The sequence below is a fragment of the Bifidobacterium sp. wkB344 genome (assembly GCF_003688305.1).
Lineage (GTDB): Bacteria > Actinomycetota > Actinomycetes > Actinomycetales > Bifidobacteriaceae > Bombiscardovia > Bombiscardovia mizhiensis.
The window spans coordinates 114,358-140,621 of sequence record NZ_NPOQ01000013.1 but is presented as its reverse complement, the minus strand read 5'-3'; the positions used below and the strand labels follow the sequence as shown (position 1 = coordinate 140,621).

General features: G+C 60.7%; 24 protein-coding genes and 1 pseudogene. 18 read left to right on the top strand and 7 right to left on the bottom strand.

Annotated elements, in window-relative coordinates; genetic code table 11:
• Window positions 1–6: 6 nt before the first annotated feature.
• Window positions 7–279, bottom strand: a pseudogene (locus tag CI601_RS04080) (DUF3039 domain-containing protein); the annotation flags it as partial.
• A gap of 86 nt (window positions 280–365) precedes the next feature.
• On the opposite strand from CI601_RS04080, the gene coaD reads away from it, so the two are divergent.
• The 9 genes from coaD (at window position 366) to CI601_RS04035 (ending at window position 8,789) form a co-directional block, all read left to right on the top strand.
• Window positions 366–875, top strand: coding sequence for a pantetheine-phosphate adenylyltransferase (coaD, locus tag CI601_RS04075; protein WP_045923959.1), 510 nt, complete (start codon window positions 366–368; stop codon window positions 873–875).
• On the top strand, window positions 872–1,564 hold the full coding sequence (locus tag CI601_RS04070) for a cell division protein (RefSeq protein ID WP_121914399.1): 693 nt from the start codon (window positions 872–874) through the stop codon (window positions 1,562–1,564). Before coaD ends, CI601_RS04070 begins: the two co-directional genes overlap by 4 nt.
• Window positions 1,561–2,181 (top strand): DUF177 domain-containing protein, encoded by a 621-nt coding sequence (locus CI601_RS04065; protein WP_121914398.1) that lies wholly within the window; start codon window positions 1,561–1,563, stop codon window positions 2,179–2,181. The genes CI601_RS04070 and CI601_RS04065 overlap by 4 nt, the downstream gene beginning before the upstream one ends.
• A gap of 64 nt (window positions 2,182–2,245) precedes the next feature.
• Window positions 2,246–2,440 carry a 50S ribosomal protein L32 gene (rpmF, locus tag CI601_RS04060; RefSeq protein WP_015021378.1) on the top strand — a complete coding sequence of 65 codons (195 nt, stop codon included), beginning with the start codon at window positions 2,246–2,248 and terminating at the stop codon, window positions 2,438–2,440.
• Between the two features lie 142 nt (window positions 2,441–2,582).
• The gene (gene rnc / locus CI601_RS04055) at window positions 2,583–3,344 is read left to right on the top strand and encodes a ribonuclease III (protein WP_121914397.1); all 762 of its coding nucleotides are present in this window, start codon (window positions 2,583–2,585) and stop codon (window positions 3,342–3,344) included.
• A gap of 217 nt (window positions 3,345–3,561) precedes the next feature.
• Complete coding sequence (locus CI601_RS04050; protein ID WP_121914396.1) at window positions 3,562–5,502, top strand: acetolactate synthase large subunit; 1,941 nt, start codon at window positions 3,562–3,564, stop codon at window positions 5,500–5,502.
• A 14-nt stretch (window positions 5,503–5,516) separates the two neighbouring features.
• Entirely contained in the window at window positions 5,517–6,071 is a 555-nt protein-coding gene (gene ilvN / locus CI601_RS04045) for an acetolactate synthase small subunit (RefSeq protein WP_015021375.1), read from the top strand.
• A gap of 30 nt (window positions 6,072–6,101) precedes the next feature.
• Window positions 6,102–6,761, top strand: coding sequence for a sugar O-acetyltransferase (locus tag CI601_RS04040; protein ID WP_121914395.1), 660 nt, complete (start codon window positions 6,102–6,104; stop codon window positions 6,759–6,761).
• Window positions 6,762–6,824: 63 nt separating this feature from the next.
• The gene (locus CI601_RS04035; protein ID WP_121914394.1) at window positions 6,825–8,789 is read left to right on the top strand and encodes an ABC-F family ATP-binding cassette domain-containing protein; all 1,965 of its coding nucleotides are present in this window, start codon (window positions 6,825–6,827) and stop codon (window positions 8,787–8,789) included.
• 2 nt (window positions 8,790–8,791) lie between these two features.
• On the opposite strand, the gene CI601_RS04030 is transcribed toward CI601_RS04035, so the two are convergent.
• The gene (locus tag CI601_RS04030; protein ID WP_121914489.1) at window positions 8,792–9,517 is read right to left on the bottom strand and encodes a type 1 glutamine amidotransferase; all 726 of its coding nucleotides are present in this window, start codon (window positions 9,515–9,517) and stop codon (window positions 8,792–8,794) included.
• A gap of 91 nt (window positions 9,518–9,608) precedes the next feature.
• On the opposite strand from CI601_RS04030, the gene cysS reads away from it, so the two are divergent.
• Window positions 9,609–11,186 carry a cysteine--tRNA ligase gene (gene cysS, locus CI601_RS04025; protein ID WP_121914393.1) on the top strand — a complete coding sequence of 526 codons (1,578 nt, stop codon included), beginning with the start codon at window positions 9,609–9,611 and terminating at the stop codon, window positions 11,184–11,186.
• A gap of 4 nt (window positions 11,187–11,190) precedes the next feature.
• Window positions 11,191–12,201, top strand: coding sequence for a LacI family DNA-binding transcriptional regulator (locus CI601_RS04020; protein WP_121914392.1), 1,011 nt, complete (start codon window positions 11,191–11,193; stop codon window positions 12,199–12,201).
• Between the two features lie 23 nt (window positions 12,202–12,224).
• Here the strand turns inward: CI601_RS04020 and CI601_RS04015 are convergent, their stop codons facing one another.
• From CI601_RS04015 to CI601_RS04000, 4 genes are all read right to left on the bottom strand, one after another.
• Window positions 12,225–13,349, bottom strand: a complete 1,125-nt coding sequence (locus tag CI601_RS04015; protein WP_259465320.1) for a glycoside hydrolase family 172 protein — start codon at window positions 13,347–13,349, stop codon at window positions 12,225–12,227.
• A 99-nt stretch (window positions 13,350–13,448) separates the two neighbouring features.
• Window positions 13,449–14,330 carry a carbohydrate ABC transporter permease gene (locus CI601_RS04010; RefSeq protein WP_024627640.1) on the bottom strand — a complete coding sequence of 294 codons (882 nt, stop codon included), beginning with the start codon at window positions 14,328–14,330 and terminating at the stop codon, window positions 13,449–13,451.
• A gap of 20 nt (window positions 14,331–14,350) precedes the next feature.
• The gene (locus tag CI601_RS04005) at window positions 14,351–15,286 is read right to left on the bottom strand and encodes a carbohydrate ABC transporter permease (RefSeq protein WP_024627639.1); all 936 of its coding nucleotides are present in this window, start codon (window positions 15,284–15,286) and stop codon (window positions 14,351–14,353) included.
• A 31-nt stretch (window positions 15,287–15,317) separates the two neighbouring features.
• Window positions 15,318–16,628: an ABC transporter substrate-binding protein gene (locus tag CI601_RS04000; protein ID WP_121914390.1), complete on the bottom strand. Its 1,311-nt coding sequence runs from the start codon at window positions 16,626–16,628 to the stop codon at window positions 15,318–15,320.
• A gap of 410 nt (window positions 16,629–17,038) precedes the next feature.
• Here CI601_RS04000 and ffh point away from each other — a divergent pair, with 410 nt between their 5' ends.
• Together ffh and CI601_RS03990 are read left to right on the top strand one after the other, a co-directional pair.
• The gene (gene ffh / locus CI601_RS03995) at window positions 17,039–18,655 is read left to right on the top strand and encodes a signal recognition particle protein (RefSeq protein ID WP_121914389.1); all 1,617 of its coding nucleotides are present in this window, start codon (window positions 17,039–17,041) and stop codon (window positions 18,653–18,655) included.
• A gap of 30 nt (window positions 18,656–18,685) precedes the next feature.
• Window positions 18,686–19,756 (top strand): endonuclease/exonuclease/phosphatase family protein, encoded by a 1,071-nt coding sequence (locus tag CI601_RS03990; RefSeq protein WP_121914388.1) that lies wholly within the window; start codon window positions 18,686–18,688, stop codon window positions 19,754–19,756.
• Window positions 19,757–19,772: 16 nt separating this feature from the next.
• On the opposite strand, the gene CI601_RS03985 is transcribed toward CI601_RS03990, so the two are convergent.
• Complete coding sequence (locus CI601_RS03985) at window positions 19,773–20,795, bottom strand: LacI family DNA-binding transcriptional regulator (RefSeq protein WP_183129742.1); 1,023 nt, start codon at window positions 20,793–20,795, stop codon at window positions 19,773–19,775.
• Between the two features lie 159 nt (window positions 20,796–20,954).
• On the opposite strand from CI601_RS03985, the gene CI601_RS03980 reads away from it, so the two are divergent.
• From CI601_RS03980 to rimM, 5 genes are all read left to right on the top strand, one after another.
• Window positions 20,955–22,334 (top strand): SLC45 family MFS transporter, encoded by a 1,380-nt coding sequence (locus tag CI601_RS03980; RefSeq protein WP_220702623.1) that lies wholly within the window; start codon window positions 20,955–20,957, stop codon window positions 22,332–22,334.
• A 28-nt stretch (window positions 22,335–22,362) separates the two neighbouring features.
• Window positions 22,363–24,678 (top strand): glycoside hydrolase family 31 protein, encoded by a 2,316-nt coding sequence (locus CI601_RS03975; RefSeq protein ID WP_121914385.1) that lies wholly within the window; start codon window positions 22,363–22,365, stop codon window positions 24,676–24,678.
• A 216-nt stretch (window positions 24,679–24,894) separates the two neighbouring features.
• The gene (gene rpsP / locus CI601_RS03970; RefSeq protein ID WP_046322448.1) at window positions 24,895–25,353 is read left to right on the top strand and encodes a 30S ribosomal protein S16; all 459 of its coding nucleotides are present in this window, start codon (window positions 24,895–24,897) and stop codon (window positions 25,351–25,353) included.
• 35 nt (window positions 25,354–25,388) lie between these two features.
• Window positions 25,389–25,622, top strand: coding sequence for an RNA-binding protein (locus CI601_RS03965; RefSeq protein WP_015021362.1), 234 nt, complete (start codon window positions 25,389–25,391; stop codon window positions 25,620–25,622).
• Window positions 25,619–26,224 (top strand): ribosome maturation factor RimM, encoded by a 606-nt coding sequence (gene rimM, locus CI601_RS03960; RefSeq protein WP_121914384.1) that lies wholly within the window; start codon window positions 25,619–25,621, stop codon window positions 26,222–26,224. The genes CI601_RS03965 and rimM overlap by 4 nt, the downstream gene beginning before the upstream one ends.
• The last annotated feature ends 40 nt before the right edge of the window (window positions 26,225–26,264 follow it).

The following is a 26,264-nucleotide window of genomic DNA, read 5'->3' as shown; positions in this document are numbered from 1 at the left end:
GCCACCGGTCATCTGCTCGTAGATGCGCTTGCAGTCCGGGCAGACCGGGTACTGGGAGGGGTCATGCTTGGGCACCCAGACCTTGCCGCAGAGGGCCACGACCGGTCGGCCCGTCAGTTTGGATTCGGCGATGCGCTCACGGGAGACGTAGTGGGCGAACCGGTCCGCATCGCCCTGGTCGTTCAGCCGGGTTTTCTCGGCGGTCTCGGTGTCCGGACGGTCCAGCACAGCCGTGCCAGTGCCCTGGTCGGGGTTCTGCTCCCGCTCCGGATCCTCCATGCGAATGCTCTTGCTTGCAGTCATGACATCCATGGTACGGCGGCGAGCTACACGTTCGCTCCCTATGACGCGCTACGCTGAGAATCATGACTATCGCTGTATGCCCTGGCTCATATGATCCGGTCACTTCCGGCCACATGGATGTGATCGAACGTTGCGCCTGCTTCTTTGAGACGGTTCACGTGGTTGTGGCCGTCAATGCCGCCAAGACCCCCATGTTCAGCGAACAGGAGCGGGTGGCCATGATCCGCCGTGCCCTGGACGAGGACGGATACCCGAACATCACCGTAGCCTCTACCGATGGCCTGATCACCGACTACTGCCGTAAGGTGGGCGCCTCGGTCATCGTCAAGGGACTGAGGCAGAACGGGGACTATGAAGCCGAGCTGGGCATGGCCCTGGTCAATCGCAAGCTGTCCGGAGTGGAAACGCTCTTCCTGCCAGCCGATCCGGTGAGGGAACACATCTCCAGCACCATCGTCAAGGATGTGGCCAGGCATGGAGGGGACATCACCGGCATGGTCCCCGACAGCGTCGTGGATGCACTGATAGACACCTTGCACAGGGACACACCGCACACGGAAAAGAGCCAATGATGAACGAGCAGACCCAGGAAAGGGACGATGACGAGCCTATCGACGACTCGACCAGAGCGAGCGCTCCCAGATCCGCAGTCGACATGAAGGACCTGCCCGACCTGCAGGAGGATCGAAGCGAGAGCGGGAATCCCCGATCGGAATTCACCACCGTCTATGACATCATCGACCGGATCCAGGCCATGCTGGACGAGGCCAAGGCCCCCATTTTCAGCCCGGGACTGGTCAAGGTGGACCGGGACGAGCTGGCCGACGACCTCAACGAACTCAAAAAAATGCTGCCAGTGCAGTTGGAGCGGGCCTCGGCGCTCATGAGGGAGGCGGAACGCCGGCTGAACACGGCGCAGACCCAGGCCAACGCCACCATATCCGACGCTCAGAGCCGAGCTGCAGACATCGTCAAGGAAGCTGGCGAGCAGGCCCGCTTCCTGGCCGGCCAGGAGAACGTAGTGGCCATAGCCCGGCAAAATGCCCAGACCATCATTGACACGGCCCAGGCCCAGGCAGACCGTCTGGTCCAAGGGGCCGATGGGTATGCCGCCCAGGTCATGGGTGAGCTTGACGCCCAGCTGGGCAAGATGAGTCAGGATGTGCGTGCCGGTCTGGAGGTTCTCCACCAGCGTGAGCAGGAGGCAGCGCGTAGCATGAACGCGTCAGTCTCGGATCAGGGAAAGGAGACGCAGGGATGAGCAGACCAGAGGATTCCCCCTGGGCGGTTTCAGTGGCCCAGGTGTCGACGCGGGCAGGGCAGAGCACCCAGGTGGACCGCGATTTTCCAGCCCCTGAGGGCATTGGCGACCAGGTAGTGGGCATCCCGGCAGGAACACCAGTGCACGTGAAGGGCGACATCGACTCCCTTGTGGACGGACTCTTATTGCAGGCCCACATCAGCGCGCCCCTGAAGACCGAATGCACCCGCTGCCTGAGACCCGTGAATACCAGTATCCAGGACGACCCGGTGGTCTTCTTCCCCTACAAGGAGCCCGAACCGGAGCCGACCCATGGTAAGGAGGAGATCCTGGCCGAACAGGAGGAAGCCAGCGGTCAGACCTATCCTCTGGCCAGCGGGGGCGCCTTTATGGATCTGGAAGCCCTGCTGCGCGACACCCTGGTGGAGGCCCTCCCCCTGCAGCCCCTGTGCCGACCAGACTGCCGGGGTCTGTGCCCCCAGTGCGGCATGGATCTGAACGACCATCCCGATCACCACCACGAGATAATGGACGACCGCTGGGCGGCCCTGGCGGGACTCAAACAGCGCTTGGAGCAGGAGGAGAACCCCGGCAACGACGGCCAGGCTGGCGAATGACCGGAGGTTGCGGTAGACTGCTCTACGCTTAAGCTCGAAGTATTCGATCGAAACAGAGGACAATATGGCACTGCCAAAGTACAAGACCTCGCGCGCCAACACCCATTCCCGGCGCGCCAACTGGAAGACCCAGGCCGCCGCTACGGTGACTTGCCCCAACTGCGGAGCCCCTGCGCTGCCGCACATGGCATGCCCCAGCTGCGGCATGTACCGCGGGCGCGTCTACCGCGACGCCATTCGCTCGCAGTTCAGCAAGTGAGCCAATCGGCGAACGATACGCAATGAGAGAACCCCGGCCATCGACGGGTGGCAGGGGTTTTTCCATATCATCAGAGGGCAAGGCCGAGAAAGCGAGAAAGGCCATGCAGACAGAGCAGTCCAGAAAGGATCAGGAAGACCATATGCAGCAGGAGGAACAGGAGCAAGTGGATCCCGGCAACCAGGCGGCTGAGGAGCTCTTCCAGGCCCTGGGTGGCAGGATCAGCCCGGAACTGCTGGTGCACGCCCTGACCCATCGCTCCTTCGCCCATGAGCACCCCGGCATGCCCAACAATGAACGGCTGGAGTTCCTGGGCGACGCGGTTCTGGAACTAGTGGCCACCGAGACCCTATACAAGGTTCATCCAGACATGACCGAGGGCCAGCTGGCCAAAATGCGGGCCAAGGCGGTCTCCGAGGAGGCGCTGTCGGCCATCGCCCGAAAGAAACTGCACCTGGGGCAGTATATTCTTCTGGGCCATGGCGAGAGCGAAAACGGCGGGGCCGACAAGGACTCCATACTCTGCGACACCGTCGAATCGTTGATCGGGTCGGTCTTTGTGGAACACGGCATCGAGGGGGCCAGGACCACCGTCCATACCCTTCTTGACGACACCCTGGCCGAGGTAGCCACCGAGGGGCCGGCACTGGATTGGAAGACCTCGATCACCGTCAAGGCCCACAAGCTGGGCTTGGGCGAGCCCCGGTACGCCATGGCGGTCTCCGGACCGGAATACGCCCAGGTCTTTACCGCCGAACTGCGCCTGGAGGACGGCGGGACCGTGATCGGCAAGGGCCGGGCCAGTAGCAAGCGGAAGGCCCAGCTGGCTGCTGCCGCCCAGGGGTGGAAGCGGCTGGACGACCAGGATCTGCTTGCGACTCTGCGCGCCGAGCAATCCTCCTGAGGTTCCAACCGAAATTCCGGCATGCGGTACTGCGCCAACGCCCCGACCAGACCCCTGTTTAGACTATGGGCATAACCCGGAAGCACGCCGTCACGAACGGCACAGGTGCCTCCTCCTGATCGGGATTCGTCCGCCCACCCCGCCGACGCTCCGACAGGTTCGTATTTCGACATGCACGGCCGCAGGTCGGCGCGCAGTCTGGAGGTCGAGAGGAAACATGAGTCTGCCGACACCTCTGCAAGCATTCAGCTCGGTACCCAAGAACTGGGACCATGACGACAAGGATGTCCCCGCCCAAGGCGAGCCCATGACGGGAGCCCAGGCGCTGATTCGGTCCCTGGAGGATCTGGGGGTCACCCAGGTCTTCGGCGTTCCAGGAGGCGCTATTCTGCCCGCCTACGACGCCATTGACGAGCAGGTGCGCTTCAACTTCACACTAACCCGCCACGAGCAGGCAGCCGGCCACGCAGCCGAGGGCTACGCCGTCTCCACAGGCAAGGTGGGGGTCTGCCTGGTGACCTCCGGACCCGGAGCCACCAACATGGTCACCCCCATAGCCGATGCCATGATGGACTCGGTTCCCCTGGTAGTGGTGACCGGCCAGGTGGGTGTGGACTCCATCGGCACCGACGCCTTCCAAGAGGCCGACATCGTGGGCATCACCTACCCGGTGGCCAAACACTCCTATCTGGTGACCAAGGCCCAGGACATCCCCCGGGTCATGACCGAGGCCTATCACATCGCCCGCTCGGGAAGGCCCGGCCCGGTGGTGGTGGACCTGAGCAAGACGGCCCAAAACGGCAAAATGCTCTATTCCTGGCCCCAGGAGATGATCCTGCCTGGCTACAACCCGGTGACGCGCGCCCACGGGCACGTCCTGGATGATGCCGCCCGGCTCCTGGTCCAGTCGCACAGGCCTGTCCTCTATGTGGGCGGCGGCGCAGTCCGGTCCGACGCCCGTCGGCAGGTCCAGGAACTCGTGCGAGCCACCGGTGCCCCCATGGTCACCACCCTGCCTGCGCGAGGCATCGTACCTGACTCCGATCCTGCAGTACTGGGAATGCCCGGCATGCACGGCACAGTGGCCGCCAACGGCGCCATCCAGCACTCCGACCTGCTGGTGGCCGTAGGCACACGCTTCGACGACCGGGTGACCGGCAGCCTTGAGGACTTCGCCCCTGTGGCCAGGGTCATCCACATCGACATCGACCCGGCCGAAATCGGTAAGAACCGGCAGGCAGACGTACCCATCGTCGGGGACGTGGGCCAGGTGCTGGACGACCTGATCCCGGCACTCAAGGCAGCCCAACGCACCTGGGGCAAGCCCGACCTCAAGCCCTGGTGGCGACTGATCGACGGCTGGCGGCACGACTACCCCACCACCTTTGAGCCCAGCCCGGACGGCACCCTGGCCCCCCAGTGGGTGGTCCAGACCCTGAGCAACAAGGCCGATCCCAACACCATCTGGGTATCCGGCGTGGGTCAGCACCAGATGTGGGCTAGCCAGTTCATCGACTTCGAACGCACCCGCTCCTGGGTCTCCTCCTGCGGACTGGGAACCATGGGCTACGGCCTGCCCGCCGCTATCGGCACAGCCATCGGCACCAGGGAACAGGAAGATCCGCGGCCCGTCTGGCTGATCGACGGGGACGGCTCCTTCCAGATGACCTCCGAGGAGCTGGCCACAGCCGGGCAGGCGGGACTGCCCATCCGCATAGCCATACTCAACAACTCGGTCTATGGCATGGTGCGTCAGTGGCAGACCCTCTTCTACGGCAGCCACTACTCCCAGACCAACCTGGAGGACGGTGGCGCAAAGCCCACAGAAGGCAATGGCATCCCCGACTTCGTCAAACTGGCCGAGGCCTATGGCTGCCTGGGACTGCGTGCCTTTACCCAGGAACAGGCCCTGGAGGCCATCGATAAGGCCAACGCAGTGACCGACCGGCCGGTCCTAATTGACTTCCGCGTCTGGAAGGATGCCATGGTTTGGCCTATGGTCCCGGCAGGCGCCTCCAATGACACCATCATCTACAAGCCCGGCGTGCAGCCCCTGGCCGGCATCCGTCCGGAGCAGGAGCAGCCCGAGCCGCATGAGCAGACCGGAGCCGACCGGGCAGCCATGGCCAGCGACGCCGCCGGTCGCATGAACAAGTAGGAAAGGGGCACCACATGGCCAATTATCCAGCATCCAAGCCCGGTTCCGAACGGCACACCCTTTCCGTCCTGGTCGAGAACCGCCCCGGCGTCCTGGCCAGGGTGGCTGGCCTGTTCGCCCGGCGCGCCTTCAACATCAACTCCCTGTCCGTCTCGTCCACCGAGCGAGACGACATCTCCCGGATCACGGTCACAGCAGACGTGGAGGCCGTCCCCCTGGAACAGATCATCAAGCAGCTCAACAAGCTGCTGCATGTGCTCAAGATCGTCGAGCTCAAGGGTGACGAGGCCGTGGAGCGCGAGCTGGTCATGATCAAGGTCAAGGCCAACGAACGCAACCGCTCCGACGTGCTGGAGATCGTCAAACTCTTCCGCGTGCGCGTAGTCGATGTCCATCCCGAGTCCCTGACCATTGAGGCTACGGGGGCAGAGGGCAAACTGGAGGCCCTGCTGCGGCTGCTGCGGCCCTTCGGCATCATCGAGCTGGTCCGGTCGGGCGCCGTGGCTGTTACCCGGGGTCCCCGGGCTCTGAGCGAGAAGGTGCTGGGCTCCCAGATCACCGGCCGCTGATTCCTCCTGTAATCCTGGAAGGTGGTGCGCATGACTGACGATGTGACGGCGGGAATGAGCCGGACCGGCCGAATCGAATGGGAGCGGATGGTATCCGGTCAGGTCTATCAAGACACCCATCCCGACATCGATCGCCAAAGGGAACGTGCCGAGAACCTCTTCCTGGAGTACAACAGGACCGGCCCTGGGCAGAAGCAGGAACGGCGACGGATTCTGGAAGACCTGCTGGGCCAGGTGGGACAGGATGTCGTCATCAATCCGGACTTCAGATGCGAAGTCGGTTGCAACATACGGATCGGCAGTCAGACGCTAATCAATTACGGGGCCGTCATGCTGGACAACGCTCCGATCACCATAGGCAGGAACGTGTGGATAGGCCCCGGCGCAGGGCTCTTCTGCACCAACCATGCCCTGGACTATGAGGAGCGGAAGGCTGGCGCCTGCCAGGCCCGACCCATCGAAATCTGCCAGGGAGCCTGGCTGGGTGGCCACGTAGTCGTCCTGGGAGGAGTGCGGATCGGCCGTGGAGCCGTCATCGGAGCAGGGTCTGTCGTCACCCATGACATACCGGATCAGGTAGTTGCGGTCGGCAACCCCTGCGCTGTCCTGCGATCTATCACCGATGCGGACAAAACCGGTTACCTGGACAGAATTCATCAGCGTAACCAGGAGAACGACCAGGACCAATAATCCCTCTCCCCTTGAAAAGCCCACAGCTCATTCCATCCAAGGCTGGCGGTAGATTGGGGAATCATGCCCATCTATGATCTCGGTCTGGAACACGTCGCTCTATCTTTCGCCACCAAAACCATCTTTACGGATGTGACGCAGGGTATTTTCGAGGGCGATCGGATCGGCATCGTGGGCCGAAACGGTGACGGCAAATCCACACTGCTGCATCTGCTGAAAGGCACCCAGGAACCCGATCAGGGCCGGGTAACCATGCGCAATGGACTCACCTTCGGCATGCTGGACCAACGTGATCCCCTGAAGGACGAGGACACGGTCCGCAAGGCTGCCTTGGAGAATCGGCAAGACTACGAGTGGGCTGCCGACCCCCGATCCCGTGAAATCGTCGAGTCCCTTCTGGGCGGCATGGAGCTGGAAGCCAAGGTGGGCACCCTGTCAGGCGGTCAGCGCCGCAGGGTGGATCTGGCCCGGCTGCTGCTCCGGGATTGGGACATCCTGGCCCTGGATGAGCCGACCAATCATCTGGATCTGCTCACCATCCACTGGCTGGCCGAACACCTGAAGAACCGCTGGGCCAAGAACTCCGGAGCCCTCCTGCTGGTCACCCACGACCGCTGGTTCCTGGACGAGGTCTGCACCTCCATGTGGGAGGTGCATGACGGAACCATCGACCCCTTCGAGGGTGGCTACAGCGCTTACATGCTCCAGCGGGTGGAGCGCGAGCGCCAGGCGGATCTGGCCGAGACCAAGCGCCGCAACCTGGCCCGCAAGGAACTGGCATGGCTGACCCGAGGCGCCCGGGCCCGCTCGACCAAGCAGAAGTTCCATGTCAAGGCGGCGCAGGAACTGATCGCCGACGTGCCACCCATGCGCAACAGCCTGGAGCTTAAGCGGATGGCCACCTCCCGCCTGGGCAAGCAGGTGGTGGACCTGATCGACGTGACCAAGATCTATCCAGGTGCCGACCCCGATACCGATGGAAACAAGAACGACCGGGTCCCCTCCCCTCACGCCGAACGTCCGCTGATGGGTTCGGTGACCGTGGCTACCGATCCCGACAAGAGTGGTGAGGACGGCCAGGACCGCCCGAGCACTGCAGCGGCCGACACCCTCACTATCAGCGGTCACAAGGTCCTGGACGACGTGACCTGGTTGATCGGCCCTGGCGACCGATTCGGCATCGTAGGCGCCAACGGAGCGGGCAAGTCCACCCTGCTGGGTCTGATTGACGGCAGCGTGGCTCCCACAGCAGGACACGTCAAAGTAGGTAAGACGGTCCGCTTTGCGGTGCTGACCCAACGTCTGGACGAGCTGGAGAAACTGGGCCGCTATCGGATCAAGGAGGTCCTCAGCCGCTACAAGCCCACCTATCTGGTGGAGGGCAAGGAGGTATCCCCGAGCCAATTGATGGAGCGCCTGGGCTTTGAAAGCTCCCAGCTGATGACCAGGATCAGTGACCTGTCAGGCGGACAGAAGCGCCGCATGCAGCTCCTGCTCATCCTGCTGGACGAGCCCAACGTACTGATCATGGATGAGCCAGGCAACGACCTGGATACCGACATGCTGGCCGTCATGGAAGACATGCTGGACTCATGGCCGGGCACCCTGATCGTGGTCTCCCACGACCGCTACCTGCTGGAGCGGGTGACCGACCAGCAGTTCGCGCTGATCAACGGCAAGGTGGTTCATCTGCCCGGCGGTGTCCAGGACTACCTGGACATGGTCGAGTCGGCCGACCGTGAGGCTACGGATGCACCGGGCCAGGCATCAGCCAAGGAGACCGGGAATCACAATCAGGCCAAGGCCGAACGTGTTGCCAGGCGAAATCTGAGCAAGCAGGCCTCCGCCATTGAACGCAAGCTGGCCAAGCTGGCTGATCAACGCAAAGATCTTGAACGACAGATGGCTGAGCACGACCCTGGCGACTACCAAGGTCTCAACGAGCTCAACAGCAAGCTCAAGGATCTGACCGGACAGTCGGACCAGCTGGAAGAGGAGTGGCTGACCATCGGAGAGGAGCTGGAATAGCCTCAGTCGGCGGCCAGCTGAGCGGCCTGGGTCGAACACCTGGCCGCAAAGGCAGAAAAGATGGCATCGGCCAAGGGCTGCATCTGCGGCATCCCTTCGATAAAATCGTCGCGCATTTTAGCGATCTTGGACTTCTTCATAGAGCCCACCATGCTCGGCACCTGCATCCATTCCTCGAAGATGGGCGCCGTCACCTCCAGGTGGAACTGCAGACCCAGGGCTGACCCAAGCCGAAAAGCCTGAACCTTGGTTGCCTGGGAGCGGGCCAGTAACTTGGCCCCCGGCGGCAGGGTGACCTGGTCGGCATGCCAGTGCAGCACATCCGTGTTCTTGCTCCACATGGCCACGTCGTCGTCCTGCCCCACCCAGCGGATGGGCCCCATGCCATATTCGGGCTCCTGGTCCCGCATCAGGGTGCCTCCCAGGGCTCGCGCCAGAATCTGATGGCCCAGGCAAATCCCCAGAATGGGCTTGTTGGCAGCCATCGCAGCCTTGGCCAGCTTGGTCTCCGCCTTGAGTCCGGGGTAATGTGCGTAGTCGTCAGCCGACATGGGCCCGCCCATGATGACCAGTCCCGCCAACTCCCGCGAGCGCGGCAGCTTGGGCTTCTTCTCGTCCACGATATTGGTGATCTCGGTATCCAGCCCGCACTCCTGGAGGTTGTCGAGAATGCGACCTGGCTTCTCCCAATCCACATGCTGGACTACCAGCACCCTAGGTTTCGCCATGATTCCATTCTTGCACACATGCCGTCGGACCGGGTCTGCAGGCTCGGCATTTCCTCTTGGACGGTCAGCAAGCCTTGGTAGGCTCAAGGATATGGATACGAGTTCGCAACCGCATGATTCCAAGGCTTCAGTCAGCCTGGCCGCAGCTGGTCTGCGTCTGTATGACACAGCTGATCACCAGGTGACCCCCTTCAGACCCATCGAACCGGGCAAGGTTGGCATCTACGTGTGCGGGGCCACGGTGCAGAGCTCGCCCCACTTGGGCCACATCAGGACCACGCTGGCCTTCGACGTGATCAGGCGCTGGCTGCTCAGACTGGGCTACCAGGTGACCCTGATCCGCAACGTGACCGACATTGACGACAAGATCCTGACCAAGGCGGCGGCCAACGGCCAGCGCTGGTGGGAGCGGGCCTACATCTACGAGCGCGAATTCACCCATGCCTATGAGACCATGGGAGTCCTGCCACCCACCTACGAGCCCCGAGCCACCGGGCACATCCCCGAGATGATCGACCTGATCCAGCGCATCATCGACCGCGGCCACGCCTATGTGGTGCCCGACGAACAGGGCCGCCCATCAGGCAATGTCTACTTCGACGTGGCCTCCTGGCCTGAGTATGGTGCCCTGACCCACCAGCAGACTGGCACCCAGCCCGCTGACGAGCAAGCCGCCGCCAACGACCGGCTAGGGCCCAGCATCGACACTGATGACCAGGCTGCCGATACCGATGAGGAGCCCGGTAAGCGCGACCCCCGCGACTTCGCACTTTGGAAGGCACCCAAGCCCACAGACCCGCCCACGGCTCGCTGGCAAACCCCCTTCGGCACAGGTCGGCCGGGATGGCATCTGGAATGCTCAGCCATGAGTCACCGCTATCTGGGTGCGGATTTCGACATCCACGGAGGCGGCCTGGACCTGCGCTTCCCCCACCACGAGAACGAGATGGCCCAGTCGCACGCAGCAGGCTGGGGATTCGCCCATCGATGGATGCACACGGCCTGGGTGACCCAAAAGGGCGAGAAGATGAGCAAGTCCCTGGGCAACGGGCTGTCCGTGGAACAGGTATTGTCTCAGCATCCGGCCTGGGTGGTGCGCTACGCGCTGGTCTCGGTGCAGTACCGGTCCATGCTGGAGTGGTCCGACCAGTCCCTGCAGGAGGCCGAGGGCGCCTACGAGCGCATCAGCAATTTCGTGGACCGGGCCGGGCGGATCCTGGGCGCGCAACCCGAGCGTGACCGTGTGGCGGGACTGAGTGCGGACGATCTGCCGGAGGACTTCGTACAAGCCATGAATGACGACATCAACGTCTCCGGCGGTCTGGCCGCCCTCTATGCGCTGATCCGCCAAGCCAACGCTGTCATGGATGCGGACCCGGAGGCTCTGGACCGGCAATGGCTGGCCAATTCCCTGCTCCAGGTCAGAGCCATGCTGGATGTCTTCGGACTTGATCCTCTCGATCCCCACTGGGCAGGGGCCACAGCCGACCGTGACGACCAAGCCATGAATACTCTGGATGCCTTGGTAGGCCAGCAGTTGAAGGAGCGCGACCAAGCACGAAAGGATCATGACTTCGCCCGGGCCGATGCCATCAGGGATAAGCTGGCGGCGGCCGGTGTGACCGTGGCGGACACACCCGCTGGCAGTACCTGGGACCTGAGCCGCTGAACCCATGTCCGACATACGCGACGTCGCCAGAAGGGCCGGGGTCTCGGTCAGCACAGTCTCCTATGCCTTCTCTGGCAAACGTCCCGTCTCTCCGGAAACCTACCAGCGGATCATGCAGGCCGCCGACGAACTGGACTACGCCGCGGATGCCGGAGCCCGGATGCTGCGAGCCAAGCGCAATCAGATCGTCGCCCTAAGCGCCCCGCTGCGCCCCGGGCAGAACCGGGCCTCCTACGCAGATTACTTCATCGAGATGGCCAGCTGCGAGCATGCTCGTGGCTACGACTCCCTGCTGCTGACCGCTGAGAACGGCGTCGAAGATATCCGGCGGGTCACCCGTAGCAATCTGGCTGACGGAGTGGTCCTGATGGATCTGGTGGACGATGATATCCGTGCCGCCCAGGCCGCATCATACAGGCGCCCCTGCGTGGCCCTGGGAGTGCCTCGGCAGCACGTGGCCTGCGCATGTGTGGATTTGGACTTCGATCTGATGGGCCGCATGGCGGTGGAAGCCATGGCTCGAGCGGGACGCAAACGCCTGCTCTTTCTGGAGGATCTGGAGGGCGAGTACCGGCGTGGGTCCGGTTTCCGCCTTATCCTGCTACGCAGTCTCAAGACCTGGGCCGGCCGCCTGGGCATGGATCTGCAGCTTCAGCCGGGACCTACCGGCAGCGATCTGGCCTACACCCAGCAGGTGCTGGATGTCATCCATCACGGCCACATTGATGGCCTGATTGGCCAGATCCGCCCCTCGCTGCTGGACACCGTGGTGATCCGCATGCGCTCGGACGGCGTAAGCATTCCCGATGACGTGGCCGTCCTGTCCTGCGCTGCAGGCAAGGTCAGCCCCACTCTTGAGCTTCAAGGAATCTCTGAGATTCCCCTTACACCCCGTTCACTGTGTGCCAAGGCTGCGGAGTTGCTGACCCAGGCTGTGGAGGAGGGAGCCCCCCTGGCAGGTCGAGTCCAACTGGAGCGACCAAGGCTGATCGACCGCTCTTCCATCAGCCGATAGAAGCTGGAGGCCCCCAGAGTCGCTCAGCGAGGCCGACGATCCCGCTCTCCTGTCTCCAGCACATGTTGCGGGAAGGGCTGATGGGGCTCCTGCTGGTACCAGTAGGCCACGCTGGCCAGGTCATCTTGGCGCTCGAAGTAGCCCTGTTCGTCTACTCCTATCTGCTGCAGGGTCACTTTGATATCGCTGGCGAAAATAATGGGGTCAGGGATGTGCCAGCGGTAGAACCCCCTGGTCACTGGGGTGTCGGCATCCCAGTACTGGGATTCGCGGTTGTCCAACTGCCTGGAGTGGAAGGGAAATCCCATGTAGGCCCCGCTGTAAGTGACCTCGTGCATGCGACCATCCGCGTCCTGCCCGGCAAAGCTCCAGGCGCCACCGAAGTAGTCCTCACTGCCTGTGGAGCACCAGGTGGGATAGTCCTTATCCCCGTCCAGGTAGACCTTGACCTCGCCCTCGCCCCACCAGCGGCTCTCCAGGGCAGTCAGAGCCAGATAGGTGCCCACGTAGGAGCCCCGGCCATGCACCCCGTCCAGGATCACGTAGTCCTGACCCAGTTCGGTGACCCGTTGACGGCGCCACTGGGCATGGAAGGTCATGACCTCCTTGGGCAACTCGTCCTTTTCCACGTAGTCGATCTGGTAGAAAAAGGCCTCGATGGGCTCGTTGTGGCGGTTGCGCAGGACGATCCTGGCCCCGTCATGGAAGGGCATGGGCCAGTAGCAGTTGAAGCCCCGGCGCGGGTAGACGGCCACAGGCACGGACTCCACCCGGCAGGCCTGGGCGTGGCCACAGCAGAAGAAGTCGCCCAAAGGCACGCAGACGGAGGGCGTCTGTTCGCCATCCCAGTAACATTCCAGGATCAGATTGCGCAGGACGTTGGGCCCGGTGGGCGAGGTGGCATCGGTCACGGTCATCCAGATATGACGGATCTCGCCCGCACCGGACAGGTCGGCCAGGACCATGTCCTGCCCGGGAGGAATGTTCTTGAGGCAGGGGGTCCCTTTTCTGGATGGACCGAGATTGCTGGCCGTCATGGCTGCACTGCCCTTGCCTCCTCGAGGGTTCTCGGCGTTGATGCAGCGGGTGCGGTCTGTGGATGGGCGGGTCAGCGCCTCAAGACCGTTGGTGATGTTCGGCATGGTCATACCCATGGTTGTGGTTGCCTTTCATATTCGGGCCGTCCACTCCCCTCCCCTGCCTTCTTGCAGCGGACGGCCATGTTCAGTGTACTTGTACAGCGGCGATTACTTGACGGCACCCGCCACTATCCCCTGCGAGAGCTTCCTCTGGAAGAAGATGAAGAAGATGATGGTGGGAATGATGCTGAGCAGGGAGGCAGAGGCCAGGTCGGTAGCAGCCATGGTGTGCTGCCCCTGCATGGTCGCCAGGGCCAGCGGAATGGTCTGCGTCTTCTCGCTCATCAGGAAGGCCATGGGGATCATGTATTCGTTCCAGGTCCAGATGAAGAAGAAGACGAAAAGGACGCTGATGGTCGACCAGGACACCGGCAGCACGATCTTGCGCAGAATCTGCCAGCGCGAGGCCCCGTCGACAGTGGCCGCCTCCAGGATGGCCTGGGGGAAGGTCCCGTAGACCGAGGAAAGCAAATAGGTACCGTAGGCACTCTGGATGATGGTGAAGATGATGATGATGGACCACTGGGAGTTATAGAAGCCCATCCACTTGAACATGACGTAGAGCGGGTAGAGCAAGGCCTCCTGGGGGACCATATTGGCCAGCATGATGAACAGGAGGATGACCGTGTTGCCCTTGACTCTGCCGATGCCCAAGGCGAAGGAGTTGAGGACCGAAAGCAGGACCCCGACCACGGCTACCACCAGGGAAATCAGCAGGGAGTTGCCCAGCTTGAGCGGGAAATTGCTCTTGTTCCAGAAGGAGATGATGCCGTCCATGCTGAAGTGGGCGGGCACGGAGAGGGGGCCTGTGGCGTTGTAGTCAGCCGTGGTCTTGAAGGCATTCAGGACCAGGATCAGCAGTGGGAAAAGCATGATTACGGCTCCCGCGATCAGCAGGATCAGACCGGCCCAGTCCCCCCAGGTGCGGATTTTATGGGCGTGCCGGGAGGACACCCGGGCGTCGGCTTGCAGTGTAGCTTGATTATTCATGATGTGCTTCCTAGCCTTCCTCAGGCGATGCTCTTTTGCACGCGCTTCTGCACGATGGTGAAGACGATGGAGAAGATGACAATGACCACGGTCAGGGATGTCGAGATGGCGGCGCCGTAACCCACCTGCTGCACCTGGAAGAACTGGTTGTAGGAGTAGTAGGAGGGAACCATGGTGGAGGTGCCGGGCCCGCCCTTGGTCAACAGATAGACCGGGGCGAAGGTCTTCAGGGCACCGATGGTGGAGGTGAGAATGACCACCAGCAGCTCGGGAATGATGGAGGGGAGGGTGATGACACGGAACTTCTGCCACCAGTTGGCCCCATCCAGGCTGGCGGCCTCGTAGAGCTCGGGGTCTACCCGCTGCAGTCCGGACATGAAGATGACGATGGGATAGCCCAGCTGGATCCAGATCAGGATGACCATGAGGATGGGCAGGGCCGTGGTGGTCGAACCCAGCCAGTTATGGGCCAGTCCGCCGAGGCCGATCTTGGTCAGCAGGTCGTTGACCGCACCGTCTTCAGGCCGGAAGATCCAGCCCATGATGATGGTGGCCACAGCCACAGGCAGAACCTGGGGCAGGTAGTAGAGGGCCCGGAGGGTCGAGGAGGTGTGGGGGCCGAACTTCTTCTGGATCACGTCGGTCAAGGCCGAGGAGATCAGCAGCCCCAAGACCGTGGGAATGATGACGATGGCCACGATGATCCAGAGGGTGTGCCCGAAGGAGACCCAGAAGGTCGAGTCGCCCATGAGCCGTCGCCAGTTACGCAGACCAACCCATTTGGTCGGTCCCACCCCCCTCCAACGGGTGAAGCTCAGGTAGATGTTCCAAAAGATGGGCACGATGACGATAGCCACGATGCCTATCAGGCCGGGAATCAGATAAGGGACGAACCGCGAGGGCGCGCTGCCCGGGATGCGGGACTGCGCCTTCTTCCTGCTATGTGTGTCAGACATGCTTGTACTCTCCTTGGCGGATTGACGCAGCTCAGTCGTCATCCAGATCGAGCTGGGCGACGCCGTCGTCGTAGTTCTTATGCAGAGTGTCCAGAACCTGGTCGGGGCTCTTGGTGCCGTTGACCAGCTCTTGGAAGGCGGCCGGCATGGCGTCGGTCAGGTTGGGCGCAGGGTAGTCGGGATAGTAACTCATCCGACTGGCGTCAGAGGCTTTGGTGTATTCATTGACCAGATCACGGCTCTTGGGGTTGGTGATGGCATCCGTATCGGCCGCCACTGGCACGCCGCCCTTGTTGCCGATGTAGTTCTGAACCTCCTTGGACAGGACCACGTTGATATAGCGGGCTGCGGCATCCTTGTGCCGTGACTTCTGCGGGATGACCAGCAGGTTGCCCGCGCAGCCCTCGACCATCTTGGCCCCTGGGAAGATGGATGCCGTCCAGTCGAAGGCCTTCACCTGCTCCATGAAGCGGGTCTGGTTCCAGGTGCCGGTCTGGTAGATGGGATAGGTCCCCTTGATGAATGCCGTGGTCGTGTCCTCGGCCTTCATACCGGTGGCGTTCTTGGAGATGTATCCCTTGTCAATCCAGTCACGGATGGTATTCGTGGCGAAGGTCAACGGCTTGCTGCGCCAATTGACCGGATGCTTGTAGAGCTGCCAGTCGTCAACGAATTGGGCATCGGCCTTGGTCATGGCCAGCTGCCACCAGAGCCAAAGCACCCCGTACTCCTGGGCATCGGCCGCTATGGGCGTGACCCCGTGACTCTTGAAGGCCTTGAGGGCAGCTACGAACTGGTCAAAGGTTTGCGGGATGGGGATCTTGTACTTGGCAAAGAGGTCCTTGTTGTAGTAGACCCGCTGCATCTCCGCATAGGAGGAAACCCCGTACCAGGTATCCCCGTCCATGACACCGCGCTTGTCGTACTTGCCCACTGCCGCTGCCTGGCCGCGTACCTTCTTGTCCCAGCCGTACTTCTGCACATAGGGTTTCAAGTCGGTCAGCAGCTGCAGGGTGGACAGGACCCCGGCCGAACCGTTGCCACGATTGGACTCCATGACATCCGGGGCGTCGTCCGAGTTGAGGAACTGGCTGCCATTCTGGGCGATCTGAGTGAAAGACTTAACCTCGAAATCCACCTTGATGCCAGTCTGTCGGGTAAAGATATCGGCAGCCTTCAGCCAGCCCCGGGCCTGACCGCTGCTGGGCTCCTCGTAGTACCAGATCTTGATGCTGGACGGGTGGGCTTCCTGGGGAGCATTACCCCCCGATCCGCAGGCCGCCAGCGGCAGGATCGACATGGCCAGGGCCAGGGCCGCCCCGATCCCTCTTCTGATCTTCATGATGGCTCCTAACTTCCTTGCATCCTTGCATCCATCTATAGCGATTCAATATGTCGAAAGGTTTCGACTTCGGGTGTATTGCAGGGATCAAACCATCTCCGTCGATGCACTCAAGATGTCGAATCGTTTCGACTCAGTATAGAAGCCAGTCGGGGATCATGTCAAGAAGACACAAAGTGGACTCATGTCTTTTTTATGTAGCTACTCAGATCCTCTCGCTCCCCTGGTCATGATCCACATACCGATGTTCAATCAATGTTCCCGAACTTCTCAAGGGTAAGAGCACTACAGCTGTTAGCCCAGCAATATCGAATTCTTCTGAACTGCCTATGTTTGTTTGGTCGGCTCTGGGCACAGGTCTTATGGAACAACCGGCCAATCTCCCGGCTGACAGGTAGACTTGGGGCATTATGGCAGCATTTTCATCTTTGACCGATCGGCTCTCCCAGGCCTTCACCCATCTGCGTTCCAAGGGGAAGCTGACCGAGGCCGACATCGACGGCACAATCCGCGAGATCCGCCGCGCCCTCCTGGATGCCGATGTCTCCCTGGACGTGGTGCGTTCCTTTACCGGGCGCATCCGGGAACGCGCCTTGGGCGAGGAGGTCTCCAAGGCTCTGAACCCCGCCCAGCAGGTAGTCTCTATCGTCTACGACGAACTGACTGACATCCTGGGAGCGGGAGTGGATCGACCGCTCAATTTCGCCAAGAACCCGCCCACAGTCATCATGCTGGCTGGCCTGCAGGGTGCCGGCAAGACTACGTTGGCCGGCAAGCTGGGCTACTGGCTCAAGGACGCTGGCCACACCCCCCTGCTGGTGGCGGCCGACCTGCAGCGGCCCAATGCGGTCACCCAGCTCCAGGTGGTCGGCGAGCGCGCGGAAGTGCCGGTATACGCTCCCGAACCGGGCGTGCAGACCAGCGGATCCGAACTGGCAGCCCCTGGACAGGTCACAGGCGATCCGGTCAAGGTGGCCGCCGATTCGATCAAGGTGGCCAAGGACAAGCTCTACGACGTGGTCATTATTGATACGGCCGGTCGACTGGGCGTGGATCAGGAGCTGATGGAGCAGGCCCGCAATATCCGCGATGCCGTCCACCCCGACGAGATCCTCTTCGTCATCGATGCCATGATCGGCCAGGACGCGGTCGCCACAGCCAAAGCCTTCGACCAAGGTGTTGACTTCACCGGCGTGGTTCTGTCCAAGCTGGACGGCGATGCCCGCGGCGGCGCAGCCCTGTCGGTGGCCTCGGTGACCGGCAAGCCCATCCTCTTCGATTCCAACGGCGAGGGCCTCAAGGACTTCGAGGTCTTCCACCCTGACCGCATGGCCTCCCGCATTCTGGATATGGGCGACATCCTGACCCTGATCGAGCAGGCGCAACGCCAGTTCGACGAGGAGGAGGCCCGCAAGGCCGCCGGGAAGATGTCTGAAGGCAGCTTCGGTCTGGACGACTTTCTGGAGCAGCTCCAGCAGGTTCGCAAGCTAGGCTCCTTCAAGAGCATCCTGGGCATGATCCCGGGCATGGCCCAGCACCGCAAGGAGCTTGAACAGTTCGATGAGAAGGAAGTGGATCGAACGCAGGCCATCATCCAGTCGATGACTCCTCAGGAACGACGCGACCCCAGCATCATCGACGGCTCGCGACGGGCCCGAATCGCCTATGGCGCCGGCACTACGGTCTCGGCTGTCAACGGCCTGCTGCAGCGGTTCGAGCAAGCGGCCAAGATGATGAAACGCATGACCAATGGCAGCCGCTCGATCCCAGGCATGGGCGGCATGGGTGCTGGCGGCGGCAAAAAAGGCAAAAAGGGCAAGAAAGGCCGCAAGGGTTCCCGTTCAGGCAATCCCATGAAGCGGGAGGCCGAAGAGAAGGCGTTACGCGAGCGCCTGTCCGGCAAGGGCAAATCCTCCGGCGGCTCGGCCTTCGCCAAGCGTCCTGAGACTCCGCAGATGCCTGAAGGTCTGCCGGATCTGCCCCCCAACCTTGGCGGTGGACTGGGCGGTCTCTTCGGCGGCCGCTAACCGCCTCCTTCATGCAGGAGACAATGGCACGTGAACACCCTTCTCTGGATTCTCCTTGTTCTCATCGCCTTATGGATGGCCCTGCGCTTCCTGCCTGCCGGAGCTGACTGGCACCGTCCTTTGGTGGAGCTGATCGCTCTGATCGACCTGTTGGCTGTTCCCTTATTGGCCATCTTGGTCTGCGCCATTGTGATCCAGGCCTGGCCACAGTCTGCCCTGGCCCTGATTGAGCTGACCCTGGTCACCTTGTGGAGACTTCAATACAGGTTTCACCTGGCCTCTCCCATAGGCTCGGGGCACAGAAATAAGCTACTTGATACAAGGAATCAAGCAGAGGCTGATGCAGACATTCCCGAATCACATCAGTTCAATCGGGATATAACTGATCCTGCGCTCAGCCTGAAAGTCATGACGCTAAACTGCCGCTATGGCATGGCAGATGCACAGTCCATCATGCAGCAGGTTCAAAGCCAAAATGTCGATGTTTTAGCCCTGCAGGAGGTGAACTCGACACTGCTGACCCATCTTCAGAAAGCAGGGATGAGGCGGATCATGCCATATCTGGTGGAGGGACCGCAGACCCAGAATGACAATGGCGGCAGGAACGCCCTCTTCTCTCGTCAGGAGCCCATTTGGTCTCAACCCGCAGGCCTTGATTTGGAAGCGTCAGCCGTCCCACTAATGCATTTGCATACCCTAGCTGGAACTGTCCGGGTGGCTTCAGTCCATCCGAAGTCGCCCCAACGCGGCGCCAGACAATGGGGCCTAGGCATCAGGCGTCTGGCTCTGTTGAACGGCGAAAAGGTGGCGGCCGTCCCAGACGTGGAATCGCCTGCTTTTACCATCATCATGGGCGACTGCAACGCCAACCTGCACCATCCCACCTTTCGTGCCATGCTGCACTCCGGCAGGTTGCGTGATGCCTCCCTTTTTCTAGGCTGCGGGCCGCACCCGACCTTTCCGCATTGCCAGGCACTTCTGCCCCCGTTGATCGAAATCGACCATATCCTGGTCAGCCAGGGCATCAGGGTCGAATCGATGAAGGTGATTAAAGTCCCGCACACCGACCACTGTGGCCTTTTGGCTCAACTACGTCTGTGAGCTGAGCAGGGGCTGCTCACTTAGGATCACCATGCAGGTAAGGGCCAGGTCCGGTGGACTGTCTGCTGATTATCCTGAAAGGCAGAAAACGCGAACTCGGCTTGTCTGCGGACAGAAGGGCCTTGACCCCTTCCACCCCCATACGGTGAAAGGCCTGAGTAACGCTGGTTATGGTGGGCCTGACCATATCTACAATGTCCGTTCCGTCAAAGCTCATGACGCTCACGTCACCGGGCACATCCAACCCCTGGTCCCTAGCCTGATTGATGGCACCCATAGCCACCAGGTCGCTGGCACCGATAAGGGCAGTGATCTGTTCTTTCGACTTTAGACAGTGCTTCATGGCGGCTATCCCATCCTGGTACAGACATCCCCCACGGAAAACCAGACTTTCCCTATAAGGAATGCTGTTGTCCTCCAGGCACTGCCGGTACCCGCTGATGCGCAAAGTGATTGACCCATGCTTGGGAATGCCAGCCAACCCGATCCGTCGGTGACCCTGGTCAATCAAAAACTGCGTGGCCTTATACCCCATCTGATAGTCATCTGAAGTGATGCAAGGCAGCCGTCCCCCACCCACAAAGGATGAGAGCGATATGCAGTCCATCCCGACCTGCTCTATGGTGGCGATCAATGACTCCTGGAGCTCGAGGGAGACCAGAATAATTCCTCTGACGGCACGCTCTACCGCAGTGGTGATGGCCCGCCGCTGAGCTTGCAGATCAGCGTTGCCCGCATGCAGGATCAGAACATCCAAGTTCTGTTCCGTAGCTGATTGTTCAATCCCATCAATGATTGAAGAATCAAAATTGGTCTTGGTGTTGGAGAGAATGACAGCCAAAGCATGGCTCTTGCCCTGTACGAGGTCGGCCGCTGCTGTGTTGCGGATATACCCCATCTCCTTGGCGGTCTCCTTGACCAAACGTACAGTCTGATCCCTGTGTTCACCGGTGTCGGAAAGGGAACGAGAAACAGTGGCCGTCGACAGTCCCAACCGCTGTGCTATGTCCTTTAAGGTCACTCTGGAAGCTTCAGCCATGACCTCCATCTTTCCTTCTGGCGAGCCCATGCCGGACCCAGTTTCTACGTCATCGGCCATCATAGCCACACGCCCGGGCATGATAAGAGATGAACAAAGCTGTATACTCATACCGTAAACGTTTACAGTAATTGTTTACAAAAGATCAAAGGAGATACCTTGAGCGCACCTCAAATGACGAGTGATGCCTCTACCAAGAAACGGCATTCGCTACCGGATATCACCATGAAGACCATGTTCGCCATTACTTTCGGCTACTGCGGCGTCAACATGGCCTTCTCCCTGCAGACCTCGCAGATGAGTCGCATATTCCAGACTCTGGGTGCCGACCCCAGCAAGCTTGGATTCTTTTTCATACTGCCGCCCCTGATCGGAATGATCATTCAACCAATTCTGGGACGCTTTTCCGACGGCCACTGGTCCCCACGCTTCGGCCGCCGGATGCCCATCCTGCTCTGGGCCGCTCCCCTGGCTGCCATCGTCATGGTCCTGCTGCCAAATTCCGGTTCCTTCGGATTCGGTTACGGATCCCTGACTGCTCTATGCTTCGGGGCAGCAGCCATCGTCCTTATGGATTTGTCCAACAACGCCTGCATGCAACCCTTCCGCATGATCATCGGCGACATGGTGAACGAGAAACAGAAGGACCAGGCCTGGTCCTGGCAACAGTCCTTCAGCAATCTGGGAGGCGTTCTGGCCAACCTCTGCCCCTTCCTCCTGACCGGACTGGGTATAGCCAACATCGATAAGAAGGGAGTGGTCCCCATGTCTGTGCGACTCTCCTTCTACATCGCCGCGGCTGTCCTTCTGGCCACCTCCATCTACACTATCCTCTCGGTCAAGGAATACGATCCTAAGACCTATGCCCAATACCACAACTTCGAATATGAGGAAAAGAAACCTCAGAAGTCCTACTGGACCCTTCTCAAGGAGGCCCCCAGCACTTTCTGGCAGGTTGCAGTCATCCAGTTCTTCGCCTACTTCGGTGTCCAGTACCTCTGGACCTACACCACCGGAGCCATCGCTCAAAACGTCTGGCACACCGCTGACTCTTCTTCAGCCGGATTCCAGGCCGCCGGCAACTGGTATGGCATCCTCACCTTCGTCCAGTCCATTGTGGGCATCATCTACGGATTCCTGGTTCTGTCCAGGACCAGCCAGTATAAGCGCAAGTTCTGGTACCGGATTGGACTGCTCTGCGGCGGCCTGGGAATGATTTGGACCGCTTTCACTCACAACCAGTACGCCCTGATCGGCTCCTTTACACTGATCGGCATCTGCTTCCTGACCATGCATGCCGAACCTTTCGCTATTTTCACTACGGAAACCGACGGGGCCAATGATGGAGCCTACATGGGGCTCTTCAACATCTTCATCTGCCTGCCGCAGATAATCGCATCGGTCAGCAGTTTCGCGATCTTCCCGCTGGTAGGCAGATCGATGCCGACCATGCTCCTGATCGGAGGCATCTCCTGGCTGATTGGTGCAGCCCTGATGGACATCATCAAGAGCCGGAAGCCCGAATCCAACGAGGCTTAAGAAACTTTACGAAAGGAATACGTCTGCCATGACGAACCTGCATTACACCGCGAAAGGTCAGACCATCACCCTGAGTTCCGACCAGGGAGCATTGATCCTGACCGTGCTGACGGACCAAATCATCCGCGTCTTTCAGGACCGGGGACGCCACACCAACTCCTATGCCATCGAAGGCGAAAAGAAGGTAGAGACTCCCTTCGATCTGAAAGAGGTCAACGACCATCTGGAACTGTCTACGGAACAACTGACCGTCAAGGTCGGACCTGACCTGCTCTTGGACGTCTTCGACGTTCAAGGCAATCCGTTGATCCTGGACTACCGCGGCAAGAGACGTCCCATCGCCAAGACGATTGATGCCGCCCACCAGAGCATCATGCGGGCCGAAGGCCACGAAGTCTCCGGCGTGAGCCAGACTGAGGATCACTACTACCAGGTAGTCAAGGTCTTGGATCCGGATGAGCAATTCTACGGACTGGGCGATAAGACCGGGTATCTGAACAAGCGGTCCTATCAATATGACAACTGGAATTATGATGAGCCACGACCGCACATCGAAACCTTCACCAATCTCTATAAGTCCGTCCCGGTCCTCTTCGGACTGAAAAAAGGTCACCCTTGGGGTATCTTCTTCGACAACACCTACCGGAGCCATCTTGACCTGGGCAGGGAGAACGCCGACTACTACTTCTACTCGGCCGTCGACGGAAACCTGGACTATTACATACTGGGCGGGTCCTCCTTGAAGGAGGTAGTCTCCAACTACACTTATCTGACCGGTCGGGTCCCTCTCCCCCAGCGTTGGATGCTGGGCTATCAGCAGTCTCGTTGGGGCTACAGCATGAGCCAGGACCGGGTGGAGCAGATCGTCGATACCTTTGCCAAGTATCACCTCCCCCTGGAAGCCGTCCACTTCGACATCGACTACATGGACGGCTACCGCGTCTTCACCTGGAACAAGAGCATCTTCAAGGATCCCGCCGGGTTCCTGGCGGATATGAAAAAACGGGGAGTTAGGGTCATTCCCATCCTGGATCCTGGAGTCAAAGAGGATCCCGACTACCCGATCTATCAGGAGGGTCTGGATAAGGGATACTTCGCAACCAACCCGGACGGCAGCGTCTATGTCAACAGGGTCTGGCCCGGCAAGTCCGTATTCCCTGACTTTGGCCGACCTGAGGTCCGCGACTGGTGGGCCGGGCATTGCCGTTTCCTGGTTGACAGCGGGGCAGCCGGCATCTGGACAGACATGAACGAACCCGCCGTATTCGACGGAGAGATACCGGAGGACACTGTCTTCAGCGATGAAGATCAGAAGTCCGATCTTGCCAGGATGAACAATGTCTACGGGCACAACATGGCCAAGGCCACCTATCAGGGCCTGAAAAAAGCCACCGGCAGACGGCCCTACGTCATCACACGCGCGGCCTACGCGGGAACGCAGAAGTATGCGACGGTTTGGACCGGAGACAACCAAAGCCTCTGGCCACATCTGCAGATGTCAATCCCTCAGCTCTGCAATATGGGGATGAGCGGATTCAGCTTCGCCGGGGCCGACATCGGTGGATTCAGCGCCGATACGACCCCGGAGCTGCTGACCCGATGGATAGAAGCCGGCATTTTCAGCCCGCTTCTGCGCAACCATTCCGCCCTTCAGGCACGAGACCAGGAACCTTGGGTCTTTGGCCCCGAGGTCTTGGACATCTACCGACACTTCCTGCATCTGAGGTATCGCTTCATCCCCTATCTCTACGATTGCTTCGCCAAGCAAATGAACGATGGCCTGCCGGTTATGCGTCCCCTGGTCCTGAATTACCCGGAGGATGCGCGCACACGGAACTTGAACGACGAATACATGATCGGCGACCAAGTTCTGGTAGCACCCGTGGTAGAGCAAGGGCAGGTCTCCCGAATGGTCTATCTGCCCGAGGGCGACTGGGTGGATCTACGCACCATGGTCACTTTCGGTGGCCACCGAGATATTTTGGTTGAGGCTCCTCTGGACCAGCTGCCCATCTTTGTCAGGGCCGACTCCATGCTACCTTGGGGTCGACTGGTGGAGCATATGGACGACCAGCCCGAGGAGTCCATGACGTTCAGGCTCTTCGGCCAGCATGGCGACTACACCCACTACCAGGATGACGGATACAGCTTCGACTACGAGCAGGGGGCCTACAACCTCTATCAGATCCATATGGATAACCAGGGTCAGTGCTCGGTTACTGTACCCCATCATGGATTCAAGCCTCTCTATCGAAGGATCCACCTGGTTCTGCCTGAACAAACCCTGACCCTAAGCCTGGATGACAAGAGCCAGGCCCCGGTCTACAGGGAGACCGAAGCTTAGACCTCGGTCAAAACTGGTTGGAGCAAAACCGAACCAAGGGCCTGTTGGGGCGTATGCCACAGCAGACCCTTAATCCTAAGGTTGAGGTATACTTTTGCTGTTATTCATGTCCGGAGGAGCCCTCTCATTCCGACGGCCATGAGGAACACGCCAGGAGCGCCACCATGCCCCACATGGAGACGCCGCCGGGCACACCAAGTACCAAGGAGAGCCGTTTTGGCAACCAGAATTCGTCTGAAGAGAATGGGCAAGAAGTTCTACCCCTTCTACCGCGTGGTCGTGGTCGATTCCCGTAAGAAGCGCGATGGCAAGGTCATTGAGGAGATCGGCACCTACGATCCCAACACCCAGCCCTCTTCAATCAAGATCGACTCCGAGCGCGCCCAGTACTGGCTGGGTGTGGGCGCTCAGCCCAGCGACCCTGTCTTCAACCTTCTGAAGATCACCGGCGACTGGCAGAAGTTCAAGGATCTGCCCGGCAAGGAGGGCACCCTTAAGGTGCCGCAGGCCGAGGTCGACGCCCAGGCTCGCATCGAGCAGGCACAGAACGAGGCCCAGAAGCTCAAGGCAGCCAAGTCCGAGGCTGATGCCAAGGCCAAGGCCCAGGCGGAGAAGGAAGCCCCCAAGGCCGATGAGTCGGCAGATGCCGCCCAGGCCGAGCAGGCAGCTGAGTAAGGCACATTCATCAAGGATTGGAAGGACCGGCTAACATGCTTGCACAGGCCGTTGAGCACCTGATCAGGAATATCGTGGACTTTCCCGATGACGTGTCGGTCAAGTCCCACGAGAACTCTCGCGGAGAGCTGTTGAGGGTACGGGTCAACCCCGAGGATATCGGCCGTGTGATTGGCAGGGGCGGCAGGACCGCCAACGCCATCCGCACCGTGATCCAGGCGCTGGCCGACCACAAGGTGCGCGTCGACATCATGGACGTGCGCCGGTGAGCCCCAGCCGGTCCACCAATCACGACCCGCAGGGTCCGGACCCTCAGCAGCCAAGGTTGCTGAGGGTCTGCCGTATCGGCCGCGCCCAGGGACTCAAGGGCGAGGTCAACGTATATGCTTACACCGACGAGCCTGAGCGGCGATTCGCCCCAGGTTTCCAGTTGCAAACCAAGGACGGACAGGTTTTCACGGTAGCCTCCTCCCGCCGCTTCAAACAGCGTTGGATCGTCCTCTTCAAAGGGGTGGAAGACAGGAACGCCTCCGAAGCACTGAACGGCATCGAACTGTATGTCCAGGCTGATCCAGCCGAGGAGCTGGCACAGGAGGATGCCTGGTACCCCGAGGATCTGATCGGGCTCGAGGTTCGCATGGCCCCAGGCAACTCACTGGGCGAGCCTGCCGGACGAGTGGTCGGCCGCGTCAGCGACGTGCTGGACGGTGTAGCCCAGCAGCAGCTGCAGATCCGCATGACTACCGAAGAAAGCGACGATCATATGGAAGGGCTGATACCCTTCGTCGAGGCCTTGGTGCCCCAAGTCGACATTGAAAACGGGTACGTGGCCATCGATCCGCCTGGAGGACTTCTGCCCGGTCTGGGCTGAGTCCATCTTTCAACAAAACCGTAAGTAGGGAGTCAGCGCC